Origin of the sequence: Streptomyces sp. NPDC059355 (assembly GCF_042752335.1) — a bacterium.
GTDB lineage: Bacteria > Actinomycetota > Actinomycetes > Streptomycetales > Streptomycetaceae > Streptomyces.
This window is the reverse complement of the sequence record NZ_JBHYXN010000024.1, coordinates 56,457-74,422: the sequence shown is the minus strand read 5'-3', so window position 1 is coordinate 74,422 and position 17,966 is coordinate 56,457. Positions and strand designations below refer to the sequence as shown.

The following is a 17,966-nucleotide window of genomic DNA, read 5'->3' as shown; positions in this document are numbered from 1 at the left end:
TTCAGGATCCTCAGGACTCCTTCAGGGCTCCTCCCCCACCATCGACTGGCATGAGCGCGCACCGGAGGAAGACCAGCCACCCCGTCCGCCGGCCCCGCCGGCAACGCCGTCCCCGCCGAATCGCCCGCACCCTGCTCGTCACCGCCTGCGCGCTGGCCGTCATGGCCGCCGCCGGCGCCTGGTACGTGTACCGGGACCTCGCCGGCAGCATCGGCAGCTCCAAGGCCCTGCAGGGGGCCGAGAAGTCGAAGTACGGGGACACCAACATCCTGCTGATGGGCCTGGACAGCCGCCGCGACCAGAACGGCGAGAAGCTGCCGGAGGAGGTCCTCGACAAACTGCACGCCGGCAGCTCCGACATCGGCGGCTACAACGCGAACACGCTGATCCTGCTCCACGTCCCCGGCGACGGCAGCCAGGCGAAGGCCTTCTCGGTCCCGCGCGACGACTTCGTCGAGATGTCGGGCGGGCCGGGCGCGCCGGGGCAGGGCAAGGACAAGATCAAGAAGGCGTACGGGCTGGCGAAGGCCAAGGAGGAGGAGCGGCTCTCGGCCCGGGGGGTCAAGGACCGGCGGCAGCTGGAGCGCGAGGGGCGGGAGGCCGGCCGCAAGGCGCAGATCGAGACGGTGCGGAACTTCCTGGGCGTCCCGATCGATCACTTCGCCGAGCTCAACCTGGCCGGTTTCTACCACCTGGCGGACGCGCTGGGCGGCGTGCCGGTGTGCCTGAAGAAGCCGGTGCAGGACAAGTACTCGGGCGCCGACTTCCCGGCGGGCCGCCAGACCCTGAACGGTCAGCAGTCCCTGGCCTTCGTACGCCAGAGGCACGGCCTGGACATGGGCGATCTGGACCGGACGAAGCGCCAGCAGGCCTTCCTGGCGGGTGCCACGCAGAAGCTGAACTCGGCCGGGACCTTCACCGATCCGGTCAAGCTGATGAAGCTGATCGACGCCGCGAAACAGGACGTGGTGACGGACGAGGGCTGGGATCTGATGTCGTTCGTGAAGCAGGCGAAGAACCTGTCCGGCGGGAAAGTGGCGTTCACGACACTGCCCGTCGAGCGGTTCGGAAGGAACCATGGCGAGGACATAAACGTCGTAGACGATATGAAGATAAAGCGCCTCATTGCCGAGCAGATCGGACCAGGGGCTTCCGCCTCCGCGTCCGCTCCGAGCCCGGGCGCGAGCCCCAGCGACGCGCCGGGGGCGTCTGCGGGACCGGGCGGCGCCGCCCCGGCCCCGGCCGGGAGCGGCAGCCCCGCCATCGAGGGTGGCGGCATCCCGTGCGTGGACTGAGGCCGCTCACGACGGCCGGCGCACGCCGCCGTACCGAGGCACTGCTCCTCGTCTTCGTCGTCGCCCTCACCGTCTTCGGGCACGCGAGCGCCGGCCTCGCGATGAACGGCGAGCTGCCCGCCAACCTCACCGGCTTCACGATCAGCATGACGCTGCTGGCACTGGTGGGGCACCTGGGCGTGCGCCGGTTCGCGGCGTACGCGGATCCGCTGATCTTCCCGCTCGCCATGCTGCTGTCGGGGCTGGGGCTGGTGCTGCTGCACCGGCTCGACCAGTCGTACATCGCGCGGTACGGCGGTGAGGCGAACGCGCCGGGGCAGTTGCAGTGGACGGTCATCGGCGTGGCCGCGTGCCTGGCGGTGGTGGCACTGCTGCGGGACCACCGGCTGCTCCAGCGGTTCATCTACATCACGATGGCGGTCGCGCTGGTGCTGCTGATCGCGCCTGCGTTCTTCGGCGCGGACACGTACGGGGCGAAGCGCTGGATCATCCTGTTCGGGTTCTCGCTCCAGCCCGGCGAGTTCGTGAAGATCATGATCGCGATCTTCTTCGCGGGCTATCTGGTCATCCACCGCGATTCGCTGGCCCTGACGGGCCGGAAGTTCCTGGGGATGCGGCTGCCGCCGATGCGCCAGCTCGGGCCGATCATCACGGTGTGGATCGTGTCGCTGCTGGTGCTGGTCTTCGAGCGGGACCTGGGTACGTCGCTGATCTTCTTCGGCGTGTTCGTGGTGATGCTGTACGTCGCCACCGAGCGCACGAGCTGGATCGTGACGGGCCTGCTCATGGCGGGGGTCGGGGCCTTCGTGGTCGGCTCGACGGAACCGCACGTCAAGGGGCGCGTGGCCGCGTGGCTGGAGCCGCTGTCGTACTACTGGAAGGAGCGGCCTCCGGGGGTCATCTCTGACCAGTCCGCACAGGCGCTGTTCAGCTTCGGCACGGGCGGCATGTCCGGGACGGGTCTGGGGATGGGCCACCCGGAGCTGATCGGCTTCGCGGGGCGCAGCGACTTCATCCTGACCACGGTGGGCGAGGAGCTCGGGCTGGCCGGGGTCATGGCGGTGCTGCTCCTGTACGCGCTGCTGGTCCAGCGGGGGCTGCGGATGGCGCTGGGCGCCCGGGACCCGTTCGGGAAGCTGCTGGCGGTGGGCCTGTCGTCGGCGCTGGCGCTCCAGGTCTTCGTGGTGGCGGGCGGCGTGACGGGCCTGATCCCGCTGACGGGCAAGGCGCTGCCGTTCCTGGCGAAGGGCGGCTCGTCCCTCCTGGCCAACTGGATCATGATCGCCCTCCTCCTGCGCATCAGCGACAGCGCGGAGCGCCAGCGCGAGGCCGACGCCAAGGGCCCGGTGGAAACGACGATCACCCCGGTGGTGGCCGCGGCGGGCTGAGGGGCGGTCCGGTGGGCAGCATCGTGCCCGCCGCGTTCGCCGACGTCCTGGAGGGCCGCGCGGGCTACAGGTAGTCCTCCAGGCGGCCTATGCGGTAGCCCTGTTCCTGGATGCGCTGGAGCATGCGGGTGGTCATCTGGATTTCCGTCGAGCCCTTGAGTTCGGAGGGGCCGCGGAAGTGGGCCAGGATGATGTCGCCCGGCTTGAGGGCGGAGCCCTCGGCGTACTGGAAGTTGTTGATCTGCATCGACACGCGCCACAGGATCACCTGCGAGATGCCGCATTCGGAGGCGGCCTTCAGGGTGTCGTCGTTGTAGTTGCCGTACGGCGGGCGGAAGCGGACCGGCTTGGCGCCGAAGCGCTTCTCCAGGTGTTCCTGCTGCCCGCATATCTCCTTCTTCTGCGCCGCGAAGGGCAGGGTCCGGAGGTTCGGGTGCGACAGGGTGTGGTTGTTGATCGTGCTGCCGGAGCCGTTGTCGCGGAGCTTCTCGAAGTGCCCGTAGTCCGAGGAGGCGATGTTGTCCGTCAGGAACATGCTGATCGGCAGCTTGAGGTCGGCCGCCATCTTCAGGAACTCGGGGTCCTTCTCCGCGCCGTCGTCGAAGGTCAGGAAGACGACCTTGTCGGCCGGCGGGACGGGTATTCGGTCCACCACCTGGGCCTTGCCCGGGGCCGCCGGGGCCAGGGAGGGCTTCAGGTCCGGCTTCGGGGCGAATTCCAGGGGGGCTTTGAGGCCCCACTTCTTGTAGGCCTCGTCGGCCGGGGTGGCCGCCGGCTGCGACGCGGCCGTCGTCGGCGGCCGCGTCGCCTCCGGCGTCTTGCCGCCCAGCCTCCCGGCCGGGTCCGCGCCGCCCCCGCACCCCGTCAGGGACAGCGCGAGCGCGCCGGCCGCCAGCGTTGCGACTGCCAACCGGCGCGCGTTCGTCACAAGTAGTCCTCCAGGCGAGCCACGGCGTACCCCTTGTCCGTGACGGTCTTCATGACATGACGGATCATGTCAGGCATCGTGCCCTTCCAGTCCTCCCGCCCTCGGAAATGAGTCAGGATGATGTCTCCAGGGTGGAGGTCGCGGTCCCATTCCCGCCAGTCCATGCGGTTCACGAAGGCCTCCGCGTTCCACAGCGGGACCGCCTTGATGCCGCAGGACTTCGCCGCGCGCAGCGTGTCCTGGTTGTAGTTGCCGTACGGCGGCCGGAACAGGGTCGGGCGCTTGCCGAACTGCTTCTGGATGGTGTCCTGCTGCCCGCAGATCTCCTCGCGCTGCTCCTCGTACGAGAGCGCCGGCATGTAGCGGTGGTTGAGCGTGTGGTTGTTCAGCGAGACGCCGGCGGCCTGCATCTGCTTGAAGTACGGGTAGTTGTCGCGGACGAGGTAGTCGCTGAGGAACGCCGTGTACGGGATCTTCAGCTCCTGCATCATCTTCAGGAACTCGGGGTCCTTCTCCGCGCCGTCGTCGATCGTCAGGAAGACGACCTTGTCCTCCGTGGGGACGGTGGTGAAGACGGGCGGGAGCTCGTCCTGGCCCTGCACCTCGAAGCCCTCGCGGGTGGTGATCTCCGGCTTCGTCTTCGGGGCGGCCGGTGCGGTCAGCGGCGGCTTGGCCAGTCTCCACTTCTTCGCCGCGGCGATCCGGGCCTGCTGGGCGGCCTTCTGCTGCTCGGCCGGGTTCGCGACCGCGCCCGCGGCGCCCGCGGGTGCGTCCGCGGCCTTGCCGCCCTTGCGGGCGGGAGCCGAGTCGGCGGCTGAGCCGCATCCCGTTCCGAGGGCGGCGACCAGCAGTGCGGCCAGTGCCACCCCGACGCGGCCGCGCGGACCCGCCGCGGACCGGTGACCATGAAGCGTCTTATGTTCCGTTTGTCCGACTAGCTGCATAGCAGCGCATCCTGGCACCCGCCACGCACGCCACCCGGACGACACCGCGCACCGCGCCGCCACGTTCCTCCGACCGGCCCACACGCACCCCCGCCGGCCGGGGAGCCGACAATGGAGGCGTGACCCCCGAAGACTTCGCCGCGCTCCTCACCCCCGAGGGCAGCGCCCTCCTCGACTCGCTCCGCGACCACGACCCGGCGCAGGAGCTCGCCGTCGCCACCCGGCTGCGCCGCGAGCACCCCGCCGCGCTGGTCTCCGCCGCCCTCGGGCAGGCCCGGCTGCGACAGCGCGCGGTGGCGAAGTTCGGGGCCGAGGACGCGTTCCGGATGTACTTCACGCCCGGCGGCGGCGAGATGGCCACCCGCGCCTCGGTGGCCTCGTACCGTGCCGGACGGCTCGCGGACCTCGGCGTGCGCAGCGTCGCGGACCTCTGCTGCGGGATCGGCGGGGACGCCCTCGCCCTGGCCCGGCTCGGCATCCGCGTCCTGGCCGTGGACCGCGACCCGCTGACCGTCGCCGTCGCCCGCGCCAATGCCGAGGCGCTGGGGCTGGCGGAGCTGATCGAGATCCGCGAGGCGGATGTGACCGACATCGACACCTCCGGGTACGACGCCGTCTTCCTCGATCCGGCCAGGCGCGGGGGCCGCGGCCGGATCTTCGACCCCGAGAGCTACTCGCCGCCGCTGTCGTGGGCCGTGGAGGCCGCCCGTACGGCCAAGTACGCCGCCGTCAAGATCGCACCCGGGATCCCGCACGAGGCCGTGCCGGCCGAGGCCGAGGCCGAGTGGATCTCGGACCAGGGGGACGTGAAGGAGGCCGTGCTGTGGTTCGGGACCGCGCCCGGCACCGTCCGCGCCACCCTGCTGCCGGGACCGCGCACCCTGCGGACCACCGATCCGCTGCCCGATCCCGAGGCCGGGCCGGTCGGCCGCTACCTCTACGAGCCCGACGGCGCCGTGATCCGCGCCCACCTCGTCGCCGAGGTCGCCGAGCAGCTGGGCGGCCGGCTCATCGACCCGACCATCGCGTACGTCACCGCCGACGAGCTGCGCGCGACGCCGTACGCCACCGCGTACGAGATCACCGACGTGCTGCCGTTCGGCCTCAAGAAGCTGAAGGCCCTGCTGCGCGAGCGCGGGGTCGGCATCCTGACCGTCAAGAAGCGCGGGTCGGCCATCGAGCCCGAGGAGCTGCGCAAGAAGGTCAAGCCGCAGGGGCCGCACTCCGCGACCGTCTTCCTGACCCGGGTCGCGGGCGCCCCGTCGATGCTGATCGGCTCGCCCGTCAGCGCGCCGTAGCGCCGCCGCCGCTGCCGCCCCGGAAGGCGCGCACCGCCCACCGGTAGTGCGCGCCGGCCTTGCCGAGGCCCAGCAGGCCGGTGATCCACAGGATCATGCCGAGGCCCATGTAGTACGTGACCTCCCCGTACGTGGTGACCCCCGGGCGGGCCGACGCCGCCGAGCCGAAGGTCACGTACAGCCCGAGCGCGCCCAGCGCGAAGGAGGCCAGCAGCCAGGTCAGGCTCAGCCCCGGGGCGCGGACCCGGGCGTCGGCGGCCGGGTCGCGGTCCGATTCGGCCCAGGCGCACAGCAGATGGTGGACCAGCCGGTCGCGCCGGGCGCCGCGGGCGAACCAGAACCCCGCCGGGATCAGCACGCCCGCGCCGAGCAGGCCGAAGATGAGGCCGAAGACGTACGAGAGCGGGTCGCCCGGCGTCTCGAAGGACATCAGGGCCATGGCCACGAAGGACCAGCCGAGCGCGAAGACGGCGGCGACGGCCCAGAGCAGCAGCAGCCTCCCCAGGCCCAGGCTGCGCCGGCCCAGGTCCTTCAGGAAGCGGGCGCGGTCGGCGCGTACGGCGTTCTCGTCCAGCCAGTCGCGCAAGTGGGCCGGAGGCGGTGGAGGCGGCAGGTCACGGCGAGGCATGCTCATGACGATAACGGCAGCGGGCCCGAGCCCCGCTCACGCGTCGCTGGAGCACGCCTCGCATATGTCAGGTCCCGCTGGTCTCCACCGACTCGAACCGCCAGCGGTGCACCGGACGGGTGATCAGATCGGCTGCGGGCTCCGGGAGTTCGGGCAGCTGCGCCGCCACACCCTCGGCCGCCTCCCACCAGGTGACGACCAGCACCCGGTCCTGCGGGGCCCGCAGGAGCTCGCGGCGCACCGGTTCGCGCTCCAGCACCTGCGAACGGGCCCACTCCAGCAGCTCGTTGCCCCGCCCGGCGGTGGCCCGGGCCTCCCACATCAGTGCGACGGTGCTCATCGGTAGAGGTTGTCCTTGCTCAACTCGTGCACGTGGTCGTGGTCGTGGGAGTGCGCATGGGCGGTACCCGGCACGTGCGGGTCCGTCACCGGCAGCGAGGAGTCCGCCGACAGGTCCCAGTCCGAGGCAGGCCGGTTCCGCTTGACCATCTCCGCACCCAGCGCCGCCACCATCGCGCCGTTGTCCGTGCACAGCTTCGGCCGCGGCACCCGCAGGATGATCCCCGCGTCGTCGCAGCGCTCCTGCGCCAGCGAGCGCAGCCGGGAGTTGGCCGCCACACCGCCGCCGATCATCAGGTGGTCGACGCCCTCGTCCTTGCAGGCGCGGATCGCCTTGCGGGTCAGCACGTCCACCACGGCCTCCTGGAAGGACGCCGCCACATCCCGCACCGGCACCTCCTCGCCCGCCTTCCGCTTCGCCTCGATCCAGCGGGCGACCGCCGTCTTGAGCCCGGAGAAGGAGAAGTCGTACGCCGCGTCGCGCGGCCCCGTCAGCCCGCGCGGGAAGTTGATCGCCTTCGGGTCGCCCTCGCGGGCGAGCCGGTCGATGACCGGGCCGCCGGGGAAGCCCAGCTGCAGCACGCGCGCGATCTTGTCGAAGGCTTCGCCCGCCGCGTCGTCGATGGTCGCGCCCAGCGGCCGTACGTCGGAGGTGATGTCCGGGGCGAGCAGCAGCGAGGAGTGGCCGCCGGACACCAGCAGCGCCATGGTCGGCTCCGGCAGCGGCCCGTGCTCCAGCTGGTCCACGCAGATGTGCGAGGCCAGGTGGTTCACCCCGTACAGCGGCTTGCCGAGTGCGTACGCGTACGCCTTGGCCGCCGAGACGCCCACCAGCAGGGCCCCCGCGAGGCCGGGACCCGCCGTGACGGCGATGCCGTCGAGGTCGCGGGCGCTGACCCCGGCCTCCTTCAGGGCGCGCTCGATGGTCGGGACCATCGCCTCCAGGTGCGCCCGGGAGGCCACCTCGGGCACGACGCCGCCGAAGCGGGCGTGCTCGTCGACGCTGGAGGCGATCGCGTCGGCCAGCAGGGTGGTGCCGCGGACCACGCCGACGCCGGTCTCGTCGCAGGAGGTCTCGATGCCGAGGACGAGCGGTTCGTCAGCCATTGCTCTCAGTGCTTTCAGTCGTCGCTTGTGCGGGGTCGGTCAGGCGCATCACGAGGGCGTCCGCGTTGCCGGGCTGGTAGTAGCCCCGCCGGAAGCCGATCGGCTCGAAGCCGAAGCGCTCGTAGAGCTTCTGGGCACGGGTGTTGTCCACCCGTACCTCCAGCAGCACCTCGGCGCACTCGAAGGCGGTGGCGGCGCGCAGCAGGTCGGTGAGGAGCCGGGCGCCGAGCCCGGTCCCCCACTGGTCGCGCGCGGCCGCGATGGTCTGTACGTCGGCCAGGTCACCGGCGGCGGCCAGTCCGGCGTAGCCGACGAGGCGGCCGGATCCACCCGCGGCGGAGCCGCTGTCGGACACGATTTCGGCGACCACGTAGCGGCGGGTGGCGTGCGGTCCGCGGGCGTGGGCGAGCTCGGACCAGAACATGCCCGCGGACCAGGCGTCCTCGGGGAACAGCTCGTGCTCCAGCTCCAGCACCGGCTCGATGTCCCACCAGCGCATCTCGCGCAGTACCGCTGTCGGTGCCGTCACTGCGGGGTGACCACCTTGTAGTTCTTGGGCACCTGTGCGTCGGGCCGGCGCAGGTAGAGCGGGGTCACGGGCAAGAACTCCGCCCCGGCGGCGAGCCGCTCGGCGGCCAGGGCCGCGAGCGCGGCCGCCGACTGGTGCTCGGGCTCGCGGGCGTCCGGGAAGACCTCGGGGTACAGGCGCGCGCCCTGGCCCACCGCGGGCACGCCCGCGACCCGCTCGGCGATGTCGGCCGGCCGGTCGACGGCGGGCTCGCCGACGCGCGTGCGCGGGTCCTCGTACCGGGCCCAGTAGACCTCCTTGCGCCGCGCGTCGGTTGCGACGGTGAAGGGGCCCTCGATCCCGGCGGCGCCCGCGGCGTACGCGAGCCCGTCGAGGGTGCACAGGCCGTGCACGGGGATGCCGAGCACGGTGGCGAAGGTGGAGGCGGTGACGAGTCCGACGCGCAGCCCGGTGTAGGGGCCGGGGCCGACGCCGACGACGATGCCCGTGAGGGCTTCGAGCTTCAGCCCGGCCTCCGCGAGGACCTTGTCGACGGAGGGCAGCAGGAGCTCCCCGTGGCGGCGGGCGTCGACCTGGTTCGACTCGGCGAGGACGGACTCGCCGTCGTGCAGGGCGACGGTGACGGCGGGCGTGGCGGTATCTACAGCGAGCAAGAGCACGCGAACAGCCTACGACTCCGGCGGCCCGGGCCCTCGCGGCCGGTCGCGGGGCACCCCGGCTGCTACCTTCGACCCAGGTATCGGCCGAGCTACGGGCCAGGGCGCGCAGGCGCTGCCCGGCAGGCGCTCCGGTCGAGGGGAAGCACGGGAGAGGTGGAGCAAGGTGGCACGCAGCAGCTCGGGAATCGTGGCCGGGCTCACCGTGGTGGCGATCGCCGCCGTCGGCTTCCTCGGTTACCAGGCCTCCGCGACCGCGCCCGCGCATCCCCCGAAGGCGTCGGCCCAGCAGCCCGCGGCCCCCTCCCCCGCCGCGTCCCCGCACGCGGCCGACCCGGCGAAGCCGGTGGCGGTGCCGGCCGAATCGGGCACCGGCTCGCGCGTCGTGTACTCGGTGGGCCAGAAGCGGGTGTGGCTGGTCGGCGAGAGCGGGGAGCCGAAGTCGTTCCCGGTCAAGCCCAGCACGGCGCACCCGAAGCCCGGCACGTACCTGGTGAACTCGCGCTCGGGCGCCGTCACCGGCTCGGACGGGGTGCCGATCGAACACGTCGTACGGTTCGCGACGGCGGACGGGGTCGTCGTCGGGTTCAGCTCCCGGGTGGACGGCCAGATGCCGGAGCCGGACCAGGGCAAGAAGACCGGCGGCATCCGGATGGCGCGAGCCGACGGCGATGCCATGTGGGGCTTCGCGACGATCAACTCGAAGGTCGTCGTCGTCCCCTGACCGACTGACCGACCGGGCCGACCGATTCGACGGGCCCGACGAACAGGCCTGACCGACGCCGCGGATTCACCCGTACGGGCTACCGCGCCGGGCAGGGCCCATCGGCACGCGGGTCTCTCAGGCCGCCTCGGACTCCGGGGCGGCCTGTTCGCGTACGGCCGGCGGGGCGGCCTCGGGTTCGTCCGACGCCTCCCGCACGGGAGGCGTCGAGACGGCGGTGGCGGCCGCGCCCGCGGCGAGCAGCGCCCCCATGGACACGACGGACGGGCGGGGGTCGCGCTGCACTCCTGCTGCGGACATGGCTCCTCCTGGCTTGGGCCGGCCCGTACTTAGGTAAACCTAACCAGCCCTCTGTACCATGTGACCACGCCGGACTCCATCGGCGCAATATCTTGCCGACGAGTTGTCGGTACGTTTTCCGGGACGGCGGGTCCGGGCATCAACTCCGGGTCCGCGGCTCCGGGCGGGCGGGCTACAGCGCCGCCAGCGCGCCCGGCGCCGACCAGCGCGCCCCGATCCCGCGCACCGAGACCTCCCGTACGTCGTCCAGGACCTCCTCGTGGCCGACCGCCCGCGCGATCACCACGTGCAGCCGGTCGTCGGAGAGCTCCTCGACCTTGCCGTCGCCCCATTCCACGACGACCACGGACTCGGGCAGCGAGACGTCGAGGTCCAGGTCCTCCATCTCGTCCAGGCCGCCGCCGAGCCGGTACGCGTCCACATGGACCAGCGCCGGCCCGCCGCGCAGCGAGGGGTGGACCCGGGCGATCACGAAGGTCGGCGAGGTCACGGCGCCCCGTACGCCCAGCCCCTCGCCCAGGCCCCGGGTCAGCGTGGTCTTGCCCGCGCCGAGCTCCCCGGTCAGCAGGACGAGGTCGCCCGGGCGGAGCAGGCCGGCGAGGGTGCGGCCCAGCTCCTGCATGGCCTCGGGCGAGCCGACGGTGATGCGCGCCTCGGCGGCGGCCGCCTCAGTTCCCTGCTGCGGTGCCTGACGGTGCGCTGCTCGTGGCGCTTCCAGCGGTACTTCTTCCATGCCCGCCAACGTTAGTCGCTGCGGGCACCGCACCCGTGCGCGCCAGCAGGTCGGTCAGCAGCCCGGTCACCGTGTCGGGGTATTCGAGCATCATCAGGTGCCCGGCGGACTCCAGGACCACGAGCTCGGCGGCCGGCAGCGCGTCCTTGATGGCCTGGCTGTGCGCGGCCGGGGTGACCATGTCGCGGTCGCCGGCGATGACGGTGACGGGGATGTCGGCGAACCGCTGCAGGGCGGCGCTCTTGTCGTGGATCTGGAAGGCCGGGTAGAACTCGGCGACCACGTCGATCGGGGTGGCCTCGATGAGCCGCTCGGCGAAGCGCGCGACGCCCGGGTCCACCTCGCGGGGAGCCCCGAACGAGTACATCTTGATCATGCCCGCGAAGAGGTCGGCGGTGGCGCGGCGGCCCTTCTCGACGAGCTCCACCTGCGAGCCGAGCGCCTTGAGCACCGGCGGCAGGATGCGGCGTACGGCGCCCATGCCGACCGAGGGCAGCCCGTACGTCACCTGGTCGAGGTGGCCGCTGGAGGTGCCGACCAGGGCCACGCCGATCACCCGGTCGCGGATCAGCTCCGGGAACTGCTCGGCCAGCGCCATGATCGTCATGCCGCCCATCGAGTGGCCCACGAGGACCAGCGGACCCTCGGGCGCGGCGGCGTCGATGACGGTCTTCAGGTCCCGGCCGAGCTGGTCGATGGTCACGCGCTCGCCGTCGGCCTGGGCGAAGCCGCGCGCGCTGCGGCCGTGGCTGCGCTGGTCCCAGTACACGGAGCGGACCAGTCCGCGCAGGGCGGAGCGCTGGAAGTGCCAGGAGTCCTGGGCGAGGCAGTAGCCGTGGCAGAACACGACGGTCGGCGCGGCCGGGTCCTTGCGGCGCAGCCGGCCCCGCTTCTTGGGGCCCTCGGGCGGCTCGTCGACCTCGTAGTGGAGCTCGGTGCCGTCCTCGGCGTAGCAGGCTCCCGGCGTCCCGCGCAGGGAGCCGTAGTCACCGGTGGCGTCCAGCGCGAGGCGCGCCTTGCGGCGCATGCCGCGCCCGACCGTGATCCGTTCGACCGCGACCCCGGCCGCCGCGCCTGCGGCTATCACGCCGATCGCGGCGCCGGCCCAGCCCGCCTTGCGCCAGTTCTCGCTCACGCCGTCCTCACTCAGCCATCAGCCGCCCAGGTAGACCCGGGGCACGCGCGCCCCGATACGGGTGACGATCTCATAGGCGATCGTGTGTGCCGCTTGAGCCCAGTCCTCGGCGGTGGGCTCGCCGTGCTCGCCGGTGCCGAAGAGGACGGCCTCGTCCCCGGCGCGTACCAGGTCAGCGCCCAGGTCGACGACGAACTGGTCCATGGCCACGCGGCCGGCGACGCGGCGGATCTTGCCGCCGACCGAGACGGGGCCGCTGCCGGAGGCGTGCCGCGGGATGCCGTCGGCGTACCCGGCGGGGATGAGGGCCAGGTTCGTCTCGGCCTCGGTGACGTAGTGGTGCCCGTAGCTCACGCCGTGGCCGGCGGGCACGGTCTTGACCAGCGCCACCGAGGCCTTGAGGGTCATGGCGGGGCGCAGGCCCAGCTCCTCGGCGGTGCCGAGCTCGGGGGCCGGGGAGACCCCGTAGACGGCGAGGCCGCAGCGCACGAGGTCGAAGTGGCTCTCGGGCAGGGTCAGGGTCGCGGGCGAGTTGGCGATGTGCCGGACCTCGGGCTCCACGCCCTCCTTCTCGGCGTACGCCAGCATCTCGCGGAAGGACGCCAGCTGGAGCGGGATGGAGGGGTGGCCCGGCTCGTCGGCGCAGGCGAAGTGCGACCAGAGGCCGGTGATCCTGACGGTGCCCTCGGCCTGGGCGGCGACGGCCGCGCCGACGAGCTCGGCCCAGTCGGCGGGCTGGCAGCCGCCGCGGCCGAGGCCGGTGTCGGCCTTGAGCTGGACCCTGGCGGTGCGGCCGGCGGCGAGGGCCGCCTTGCGCACTTCGTCGAGGGCCCAGATGCCGCTGACGGAGATGTCCACATCGGCTTCGACGGCCGCCTGCCAGGGCCCGCCGGGGGTCCACAGCCAGCACAGGATCGGTCCGGCGATCCCGGCGGCGCGCAGGGCGAGCGCCTCCTCGGGGGTGGCGGTTCCGAGCCAGGTGGCACCGGCGTCCTGGGCCGCGCGGGCGCACCGGACGGCGCCGTGGCCATAGGCGTCCGCCTTGACGACGGCCATCAGCTCGGCCCGGGGTGCCCGCGCGCGCAGGGCGCGTACGTTCGCCCGTACGGCGTCAAGATCGATCTCGGCGTACACGCGCGTCGGTGTCTCGTTCATCGCCCCCAGTCTCTCAGAGCGAGGCCGTGGCCTGCGCGACCGCCGTTCGCACGGCGACATATTGGATGTTTTTCACCCCTGATGACGTATCAAGGGCGGTCGGCCTCCTCGCGGATGCCGCGCCAGGCCTCCGGCAGGGACTCCGCGATCCGCTGGGCGAGGAGAGGGGCTCCGCAGGAGGCCCGGCGCCCCGCCAGCCCGTGCACGTACGCGGCCACCGCCGCGGCGTCAGGCGCTGCCAGGCCCGAGGCGAGCAGGGATCCCGCCAGCCCCGACAGGACGTCGCCGCTGCCCGCGGTGGCCAGCCACGGGGTCCCCGTCGGGTTGACCCGGACCGGGCCGCCCCCCGGGCGCGCCACCAGCGTGGTCGACCCCTTCAGCAGGGCCGTCGCCCCGTACCGCGCCGCGAGGGACCGTACGGACGACAGCCGGCCCGACTCCACCGCCGCCCGGTCCGTCCCGAGCAGCGCAGCCGCCTCCCCGGCGTGCGGGGTCAGCAGGGTCCCGGCCGGCCGGGCCCGCAGCACCGCCGGGTCCAGCCCGCGCAGCCCGTCCGCGTCCACCAGCACCGGCACCGGGTCGGCCAGGGCCTCGGCGACCTCCGCCGCCCGGCCCTCCCCCAGCCCCGGACCGACCACCCACGCCTGCACCCGGCCCCGCCCGATCAGCGTCTCCGGATAGCGCGCCAGCACCGCGTCCACCGCCGGGCCGACGTACCGAACGGCTCCCGCGCCGCCGTGCAGCGCCCCTGCGACGGCGAGCACCGCCGCGCCCGGGTACTGCACCGACCCGGCGACGATGCCGACCACGCCCCGCCGGTACTTGTCGCTCGACGCCGTCGGAGCCGGCAGCAGCGCCGCCACATCGGCGTGCTGCAGGGCCTCGGCGTCCGGGTCCGGCAGCGACAGCCCGATGTCCACCAAGCGCACCGCGCCGGTGCGCGAGGCCCCCGGGTCGATGAGCAGTCCCGGCTTGTACGCCCCGAAGGTCACCGTGACATCGGCGCGGACGGCCGCTCCGGCCACCTCGCCGGTGTCCGCGTCGACCCCGCTCGGGAGGTCCACCGCGACGACGACGGCGCCGTCCGGGATCCGCTCCACGAGCGCCGCGGCGGCCGGCCGGAGCCCGCCGCGGCCGCCGATGCCGACGAGCCCGTCCAGTACCAGGTCCGCCCGGCCGGGGACGGCCCGCGCGAGCCGGCCCCCGGCGGCCAGCAGGGCGGCCAGCCCGCCCGCGTGCACCCGCTCGGGATCCATCGGGACGGCCGTCACCCCGGCGCCGCGCCGGGCCAGGCGGGCGCCCGCGTACAGCGCGTCGCCGCCGTTGTCCCCGGGGCCGACGAGCAGCACGACGCGCGAGCCGTACACGCGGCGCAGCAGTCCCGCGCAGACGGCGGCCAGCCCGGCCGCCGCGCGCTGCATCAGGGCGCCTTCGGGCAGCCGGGCCATCAGCTCGCGCTCGGCGGCCCGCACGGTCTCCACGCTGTAAGCAGTACGCATGGGACCAGCCTGCCCGAAAAGGAGGCTCAGCCCTCGGCGATCACCACGGCCGAGGCGATGCCCGCGTCGTGGCTCAGGGAGATGTGCCAGGACTTCACGCCCAGTGCCACCGCCCTGGCCTCGACCGTCCCGGACACCCGCACCCGCGGCTGCCCGGTCTCCTCGACGTACACCTCGGCGTCGGTCCAGAGCATCCCGCCGGGCGCGCCGAGCGCCTTGGCGAGGGCCTCCTTGGCGGCGAACCGGGCGGCGAGCGAGGCGACCCCGCGCCGCTCGCCGCTCGGCAGCGTCAACTCGGAGTCGACGAAAAGCCGCTGCGCCAGTTGCGGTGTCCGGGCCAGCGACTCACCGAACCGCTCGATCTCGGCAACGTCGATTCCCACTCCGATAATCACAACGCCAACTCGCTTCGCTCACTCCACCGTTACCGACTTTGCGAGGTTACGCGGCTGGTCCACCTCGTTGCCCCGCGCGGTCGCGAGCTCACAGGCGAAGACCTGCAGCGGCACCGTCGCCACCAGGGGCTGGAGCAGCGTCGGCGTCGCCGGGATCCGGATCAGGTGGTCGGCGTACGGGACGACCGCGTCGTCGCCCTCCTCCGCGATGACGATGGTCCGCGCCCCGCGCGCCCGGATCTCCTGGATGTTCGACACGATCTTGTCGTGCAGCACGGAGCGCCCGCGCGGCGACGGCACGACCACCACCACCGGCAGGTCCTTCTCGATCAGCGCGATGGGGCCGTGCTTGAGCTCGCCCGCCGCGAAGCCCTCGGCGTGCATGTACGCCAGCTCCTTGAGCTTGAGCGCGCCCTCCAGGGCCACCGGGTACCCGACGTGCCGGCCCAGGAACAGCACGGTGTTCTTGTCCGCCAGCGAGCGCGCCAGCGCCCGGACCGGCTCCATCGTCTCCAGTACGGTGTCCACGGCCCCGGCGATGTCGGACAGTTCGCGGATCACCGCCTCGATCTCGTCGCCCCACTTAGTACCCCGCACCTGCCCGAGGTACAGCGCGACCAGATAGCAGGCCACCAGCTGCGTCAGGAACGCCTTGGTCGAGGCGACGGCCACCTCCGGACCGGCGTGCGTGTACAGCACCGCGTCCGATTCGCGCGGGATCGTCGACCCGTTCGTATTGCAGATGGCCAGCACCTTGGCGCCCTGCTCGCGCGCGTGCCGCAGCGCCATCAGGGTGTCCATGGTCTCGCCGCTCTGCGAGATCGCGACGACCAGCGTCCGCTGGTCCAGGATCGGGTCGCGGTAGCGGAACTCGCTCGCCAGCTCCGTCTCGCACGGGATGCGGGTCCAGTGCTCGATGGCCAGCTTCGCGATCATGCCCGCGTGGTAGGCCGTACCGCAGGCCACGATCACGACCTTGTCGACCTCCCTGAGCACCGAGACGGGGATGCGCACCTCGTCCAGGCTCAGCGAGCCGCTCGCGTCGATCCTGCCCAGGAGGGTGTCGGCGACGGCCTTCGGCTGCTCGGCGATCTCCTTGAGCATGAAGTAGTCGTACCCCCCCTTCTCGGCCGCCGAGGCGTCCCAGTCCACGTGGTACGCCCGCACCGACGCGGGCGCACCCGCGAAGTCGGTCACCGTGACCCCGTCGCGGCGGAGCTCGACGACCTGGTCCTGCCCCAGCTCGATCGCGGACCGGGTGTGGGCGATGAACGCGGCCACGTCCGAGGCGAGGAAGTTCTCGCCCTCGCCGACGCCCACCACCAGAGGGGAGTTCCGGCGAGCCCCGACCACCACGTCCGGGGCGTCGGCGTGCACCGCGACCAGCGTGAACGCGCCCTCCAGCCGTCGGCACACCTGCCGCATGGCCTCCGCGAGGTCCCCGCCGGCCCCGAACCGCTCGGCCAGCAGGTGGGCGACGACCTCGGTGTCCGTCTCGGACTCCAGCCGGTGCCCCCGCTCGGCCAGTTCGGCGCGCAGCTCGGCGAAGTTCTCGATGATGCCGTTGTGTACGACGGCCACCTTGCCCGCGTTGTCGAGGTGCGGGTGGGCGTTGACGTCGGTGGGCCCGCCGTGGGTGGCCCAGCGGGTGTGCCCGAGTCCCGTGGATCCGGCCGGCAGCGGATGCCCGACCAGCTCCTTCTCCAGATTGACCAGTTTTCCGGCCTTCTTGGCGCAGACCAGTCCCCCGTCCGCGAGCACGGCGACACCCGCCGAGTCGTAGCCGCGGTACTCCAGCCGCTTGAGTCCGGCGATGACCACATCGAGCGCCGACTGCGCTCCCACGTAACCCACAATTCCGCACATACGGCGCAGCGTACGCGGATGTCGGCTCCGTGCCCCGTACCTGAACAAGACGAAAAACCCGCCCCGGCGCATACGCCGGAGCGGGTTGACGCAGGTTTCGAACGGTCAGCCGAGCTTCTTGGCCTGGATCTCGACGACGGCCTTCGGCTGCTCGGCGGAGCCGCTCGGGCTCACGGCCGAGAAGGTGGCGATGATGTTGCCCTTGCGCACGACCACGAGCTCCGTGGAAGCCTTCTCGCCGTCCACGTCGGCCACCGCGGTGTAGGCGAGCGCCTCGTCGCCCGCGGTGACCGGGGCGCCCGGGACCACCTTGGAGATCTTGAGGGAGTCACCGTCCTGGCTGCCCGTGTAACCGCCGGCGCAGGCCGTGGCCGCTGCCTTGACGGAGGCGAAGACCGCGTCGGCGCTCTTGCCCTCGTACGAGGCGAGGGCGATGGACGTGACGGTGGCGCCCAGGACGTCGCCCACGGACTTCGGCTTGGCGACCGCCTTGGTGCCCGCCCTGCCCGCCGGGGTGCCGATCGGGGCCGAGCACTGCGCCTTGACCAGCGGCAGGCACTCGGGCTTGTCGCTCCCGGCACTGGCCGCCGCCGCGAGTTCGGCCGGGGTGGCCGCCCGGACCGCGTGGGTCGGCAGCTCGTCCTGCGTCACCAGCAGCGCGGCCAGCTCGGCGTCGGTCTTCGCCTTCGCCGCCGGCGCCGCCGACGTCGCCGCGCCGGAGGGGGTCGGCGTGGCGCCGCCCGCCTTGTCGTCCGCCTTGTCGGAACCGCAGGCGGCGGACAGCAGGACCAGGGACACCGCGGAAGCGGTCAGGACGGTACGACGGACAAGGGTGCTACGCACGAAGAATCTCCCCCAGAAACACACAACAACGAAAAAAGCGGCAGCCCGCAAAGGCCGCAACGCCCGGCAAATCTACGCGGCGATCCGATCAAGGCCGCCCCCTTTCCCGCGGCGCGCCGCCAATCGTGACCGGGGCGACACCCTCCGCACCCGCCGATGCCCCCGCCACGTGACCGACCCCACCACCCACAACCGCCCCCGAGC

General features: G+C 72.7%; 19 protein-coding genes. 4 read left to right on the top strand and 15 right to left on the bottom strand.

Features of this window, described 5'->3' with window-relative positions:
* Window positions 1-50 precede the first annotated feature (50 nt).
* Both ACFXGI_RS22905 and ACFXGI_RS22900 read left to right on the top strand, forming a co-directional pair.
* The gene (locus tag ACFXGI_RS22905; protein ID WP_384709602.1) at window positions 51-1,295 is read left to right on the top strand and encodes an LCP family protein; all 1,245 of its coding nucleotides are present in this window, start codon (window positions 51-53) and stop codon (window positions 1,293-1,295) included.
* Window positions 1,283-2,683 carry an FtsW/RodA/SpoVE family cell cycle protein gene (locus tag ACFXGI_RS22900; protein WP_384709599.1) on the top strand — a complete coding sequence of 467 codons (1,401 nt, stop codon included), beginning with the start codon at window positions 1,283-1,285 and terminating at the stop codon, window positions 2,681-2,683. The genes ACFXGI_RS22905 and ACFXGI_RS22900 overlap by 13 nt, the downstream gene beginning before the upstream one ends.
* A gap of 64 nt (window positions 2,684-2,747) precedes the next feature.
* On the opposite strand, the gene ACFXGI_RS22895 is transcribed toward ACFXGI_RS22900, so the two are convergent.
* Window positions 2,748-3,593: a polysaccharide deacetylase family protein gene (locus ACFXGI_RS22895; protein WP_384709596.1), complete on the bottom strand. Its 846-nt coding sequence runs from the start codon at window positions 3,591-3,593 to the stop codon at window positions 2,748-2,750.
* Between the two features lie 14 nt (window positions 3,594-3,607).
* On the bottom strand, window positions 3,608-4,555 hold the full coding sequence (locus ACFXGI_RS22890; protein WP_384709593.1) for a polysaccharide deacetylase family protein: 948 nt from the start codon (window positions 4,553-4,555) through the stop codon (window positions 3,608-3,610).
* A gap of 119 nt (window positions 4,556-4,674) precedes the next feature.
* Between ACFXGI_RS22890 and ACFXGI_RS22885 the strand changes: the two genes are divergently transcribed.
* A complete protein-coding gene (locus tag ACFXGI_RS22885; RefSeq protein WP_384709590.1) occupies window positions 4,675-5,853 on the top strand; it encodes a methyltransferase domain-containing protein in 1,179 nt (392 codons plus the stop codon).
* Here ACFXGI_RS22885 and ACFXGI_RS22880 read toward each other — a convergent pair.
* The 5 genes from ACFXGI_RS22880 to tsaB all read right to left on the bottom strand — a co-directional run bounded on the left by ACFXGI_RS22880 (window position 5,840) and on the right by tsaB (window position 9,115).
* Window positions 5,840-6,481: a hypothetical protein gene (locus ACFXGI_RS22880; RefSeq protein ID WP_384709587.1), complete on the bottom strand. Its 642-nt coding sequence runs from the start codon at window positions 6,479-6,481 to the stop codon at window positions 5,840-5,842. The two genes, ACFXGI_RS22885 and ACFXGI_RS22880, sit on opposite strands and share 14 nt — an antisense overlap.
* 67 nt (window positions 6,482-6,548) lie before the next feature.
* Window positions 6,549-6,821 (bottom strand): hypothetical protein, encoded by a 273-nt coding sequence (locus tag ACFXGI_RS22875; protein ID WP_384709584.1) that lies wholly within the window; start codon window positions 6,819-6,821, stop codon window positions 6,549-6,551.
* On the bottom strand, window positions 6,818-7,927 hold the full coding sequence (tsaD, locus tag ACFXGI_RS22870) for a tRNA (adenosine(37)-N6)-threonylcarbamoyltransferase complex transferase subunit TsaD (RefSeq protein WP_384709581.1): 1,110 nt from the start codon (window positions 7,925-7,927) through the stop codon (window positions 6,818-6,820). Before tsaD ends, ACFXGI_RS22875 begins: the two co-directional genes overlap by 4 nt.
* The gene (gene rimI, locus ACFXGI_RS22865; RefSeq protein ID WP_384709578.1) at window positions 7,920-8,456 is read right to left on the bottom strand and encodes a ribosomal protein S18-alanine N-acetyltransferase; all 537 of its coding nucleotides are present in this window, start codon (window positions 8,454-8,456) and stop codon (window positions 7,920-7,922) included. The genes tsaD and rimI overlap by 8 nt, the downstream gene beginning before the upstream one ends.
* A complete protein-coding gene (gene tsaB, locus ACFXGI_RS22860; protein WP_384709575.1) occupies window positions 8,453-9,115 on the bottom strand; it encodes a tRNA (adenosine(37)-N6)-threonylcarbamoyltransferase complex dimerization subunit type 1 TsaB in 663 nt (220 codons plus the stop codon). The genes rimI and tsaB overlap by 4 nt, the downstream gene beginning before the upstream one ends.
* Before the next feature lie 163 nt (window positions 9,116-9,278).
* Here tsaB and ACFXGI_RS22855 point away from each other — a divergent pair, with 163 nt between their 5' ends.
* Window positions 9,279-9,836: a hypothetical protein gene (locus ACFXGI_RS22855; RefSeq protein WP_384709572.1), complete on the top strand. Its 558-nt coding sequence runs from the start codon at window positions 9,279-9,281 to the stop codon at window positions 9,834-9,836.
* 117 nt (window positions 9,837-9,953) lie between these two features.
* Here ACFXGI_RS22855 and ACFXGI_RS22850 read toward each other — a convergent pair whose 3' ends face one another.
* From ACFXGI_RS22850 to ACFXGI_RS22815, 8 genes are all read right to left on the bottom strand, one after another.
* Window positions 9,954-10,136 carry a hypothetical protein gene (locus tag ACFXGI_RS22850; protein ID WP_384709570.1) on the bottom strand — a complete coding sequence of 61 codons (183 nt, stop codon included), beginning with the start codon at window positions 10,134-10,136 and terminating at the stop codon, window positions 9,954-9,956.
* A gap of 172 nt (window positions 10,137-10,308) precedes the next feature.
* Window positions 10,309-10,869, bottom strand: a complete 561-nt coding sequence (gene tsaE / locus ACFXGI_RS22845) for a tRNA (adenosine(37)-N6)-threonylcarbamoyltransferase complex ATPase subunit type 1 TsaE (RefSeq protein WP_384709567.1) — start codon at window positions 10,867-10,869, stop codon at window positions 10,309-10,311.
* Window positions 10,805-12,004: an alpha/beta fold hydrolase gene (locus ACFXGI_RS22840; RefSeq protein WP_384709564.1), complete on the bottom strand. Its 1,200-nt coding sequence runs from the start codon at window positions 12,002-12,004 to the stop codon at window positions 10,805-10,807. Before ACFXGI_RS22840 ends, tsaE begins: the two co-directional genes overlap by 65 nt.
* Window positions 12,005-12,022: 18 nt before the next feature.
* The gene (alr, locus tag ACFXGI_RS22835) at window positions 12,023-13,159 is read right to left on the bottom strand and encodes an alanine racemase (RefSeq protein WP_384709561.1); all 1,137 of its coding nucleotides are present in this window, start codon (window positions 13,157-13,159) and stop codon (window positions 12,023-12,025) included.
* Window positions 13,160-13,248: 89 nt separating this feature from the next.
* Window positions 13,249-14,658 carry an NAD(P)H-hydrate dehydratase gene (locus ACFXGI_RS22830; protein WP_384709559.1) on the bottom strand — a complete coding sequence of 470 codons (1,410 nt, stop codon included), beginning with the start codon at window positions 14,656-14,658 and terminating at the stop codon, window positions 13,249-13,251.
* A gap of 26 nt (window positions 14,659-14,684) precedes the next feature.
* Window positions 14,685-15,053 carry a holo-ACP synthase gene (locus ACFXGI_RS22825; protein ID WP_384709556.1) on the bottom strand — a complete coding sequence of 123 codons (369 nt, stop codon included), beginning with the start codon at window positions 15,051-15,053 and terminating at the stop codon, window positions 14,685-14,687.
* 18 nt (window positions 15,054-15,071) lie between these two features.
* Complete coding sequence (gene glmS, locus ACFXGI_RS22820) at window positions 15,072-16,919, bottom strand: glutamine--fructose-6-phosphate transaminase (isomerizing) (protein ID WP_384709553.1); 1,848 nt, start codon at window positions 16,917-16,919, stop codon at window positions 15,072-15,074.
* Between the two features lie 105 nt (window positions 16,920-17,024).
* The gene (locus ACFXGI_RS22815) at window positions 17,025-17,762 is read right to left on the bottom strand and encodes a hypothetical protein (RefSeq protein WP_384709550.1); all 738 of its coding nucleotides are present in this window, start codon (window positions 17,760-17,762) and stop codon (window positions 17,025-17,027) included.
* Window positions 17,763-17,966: the final 204 nt, after the last annotated feature.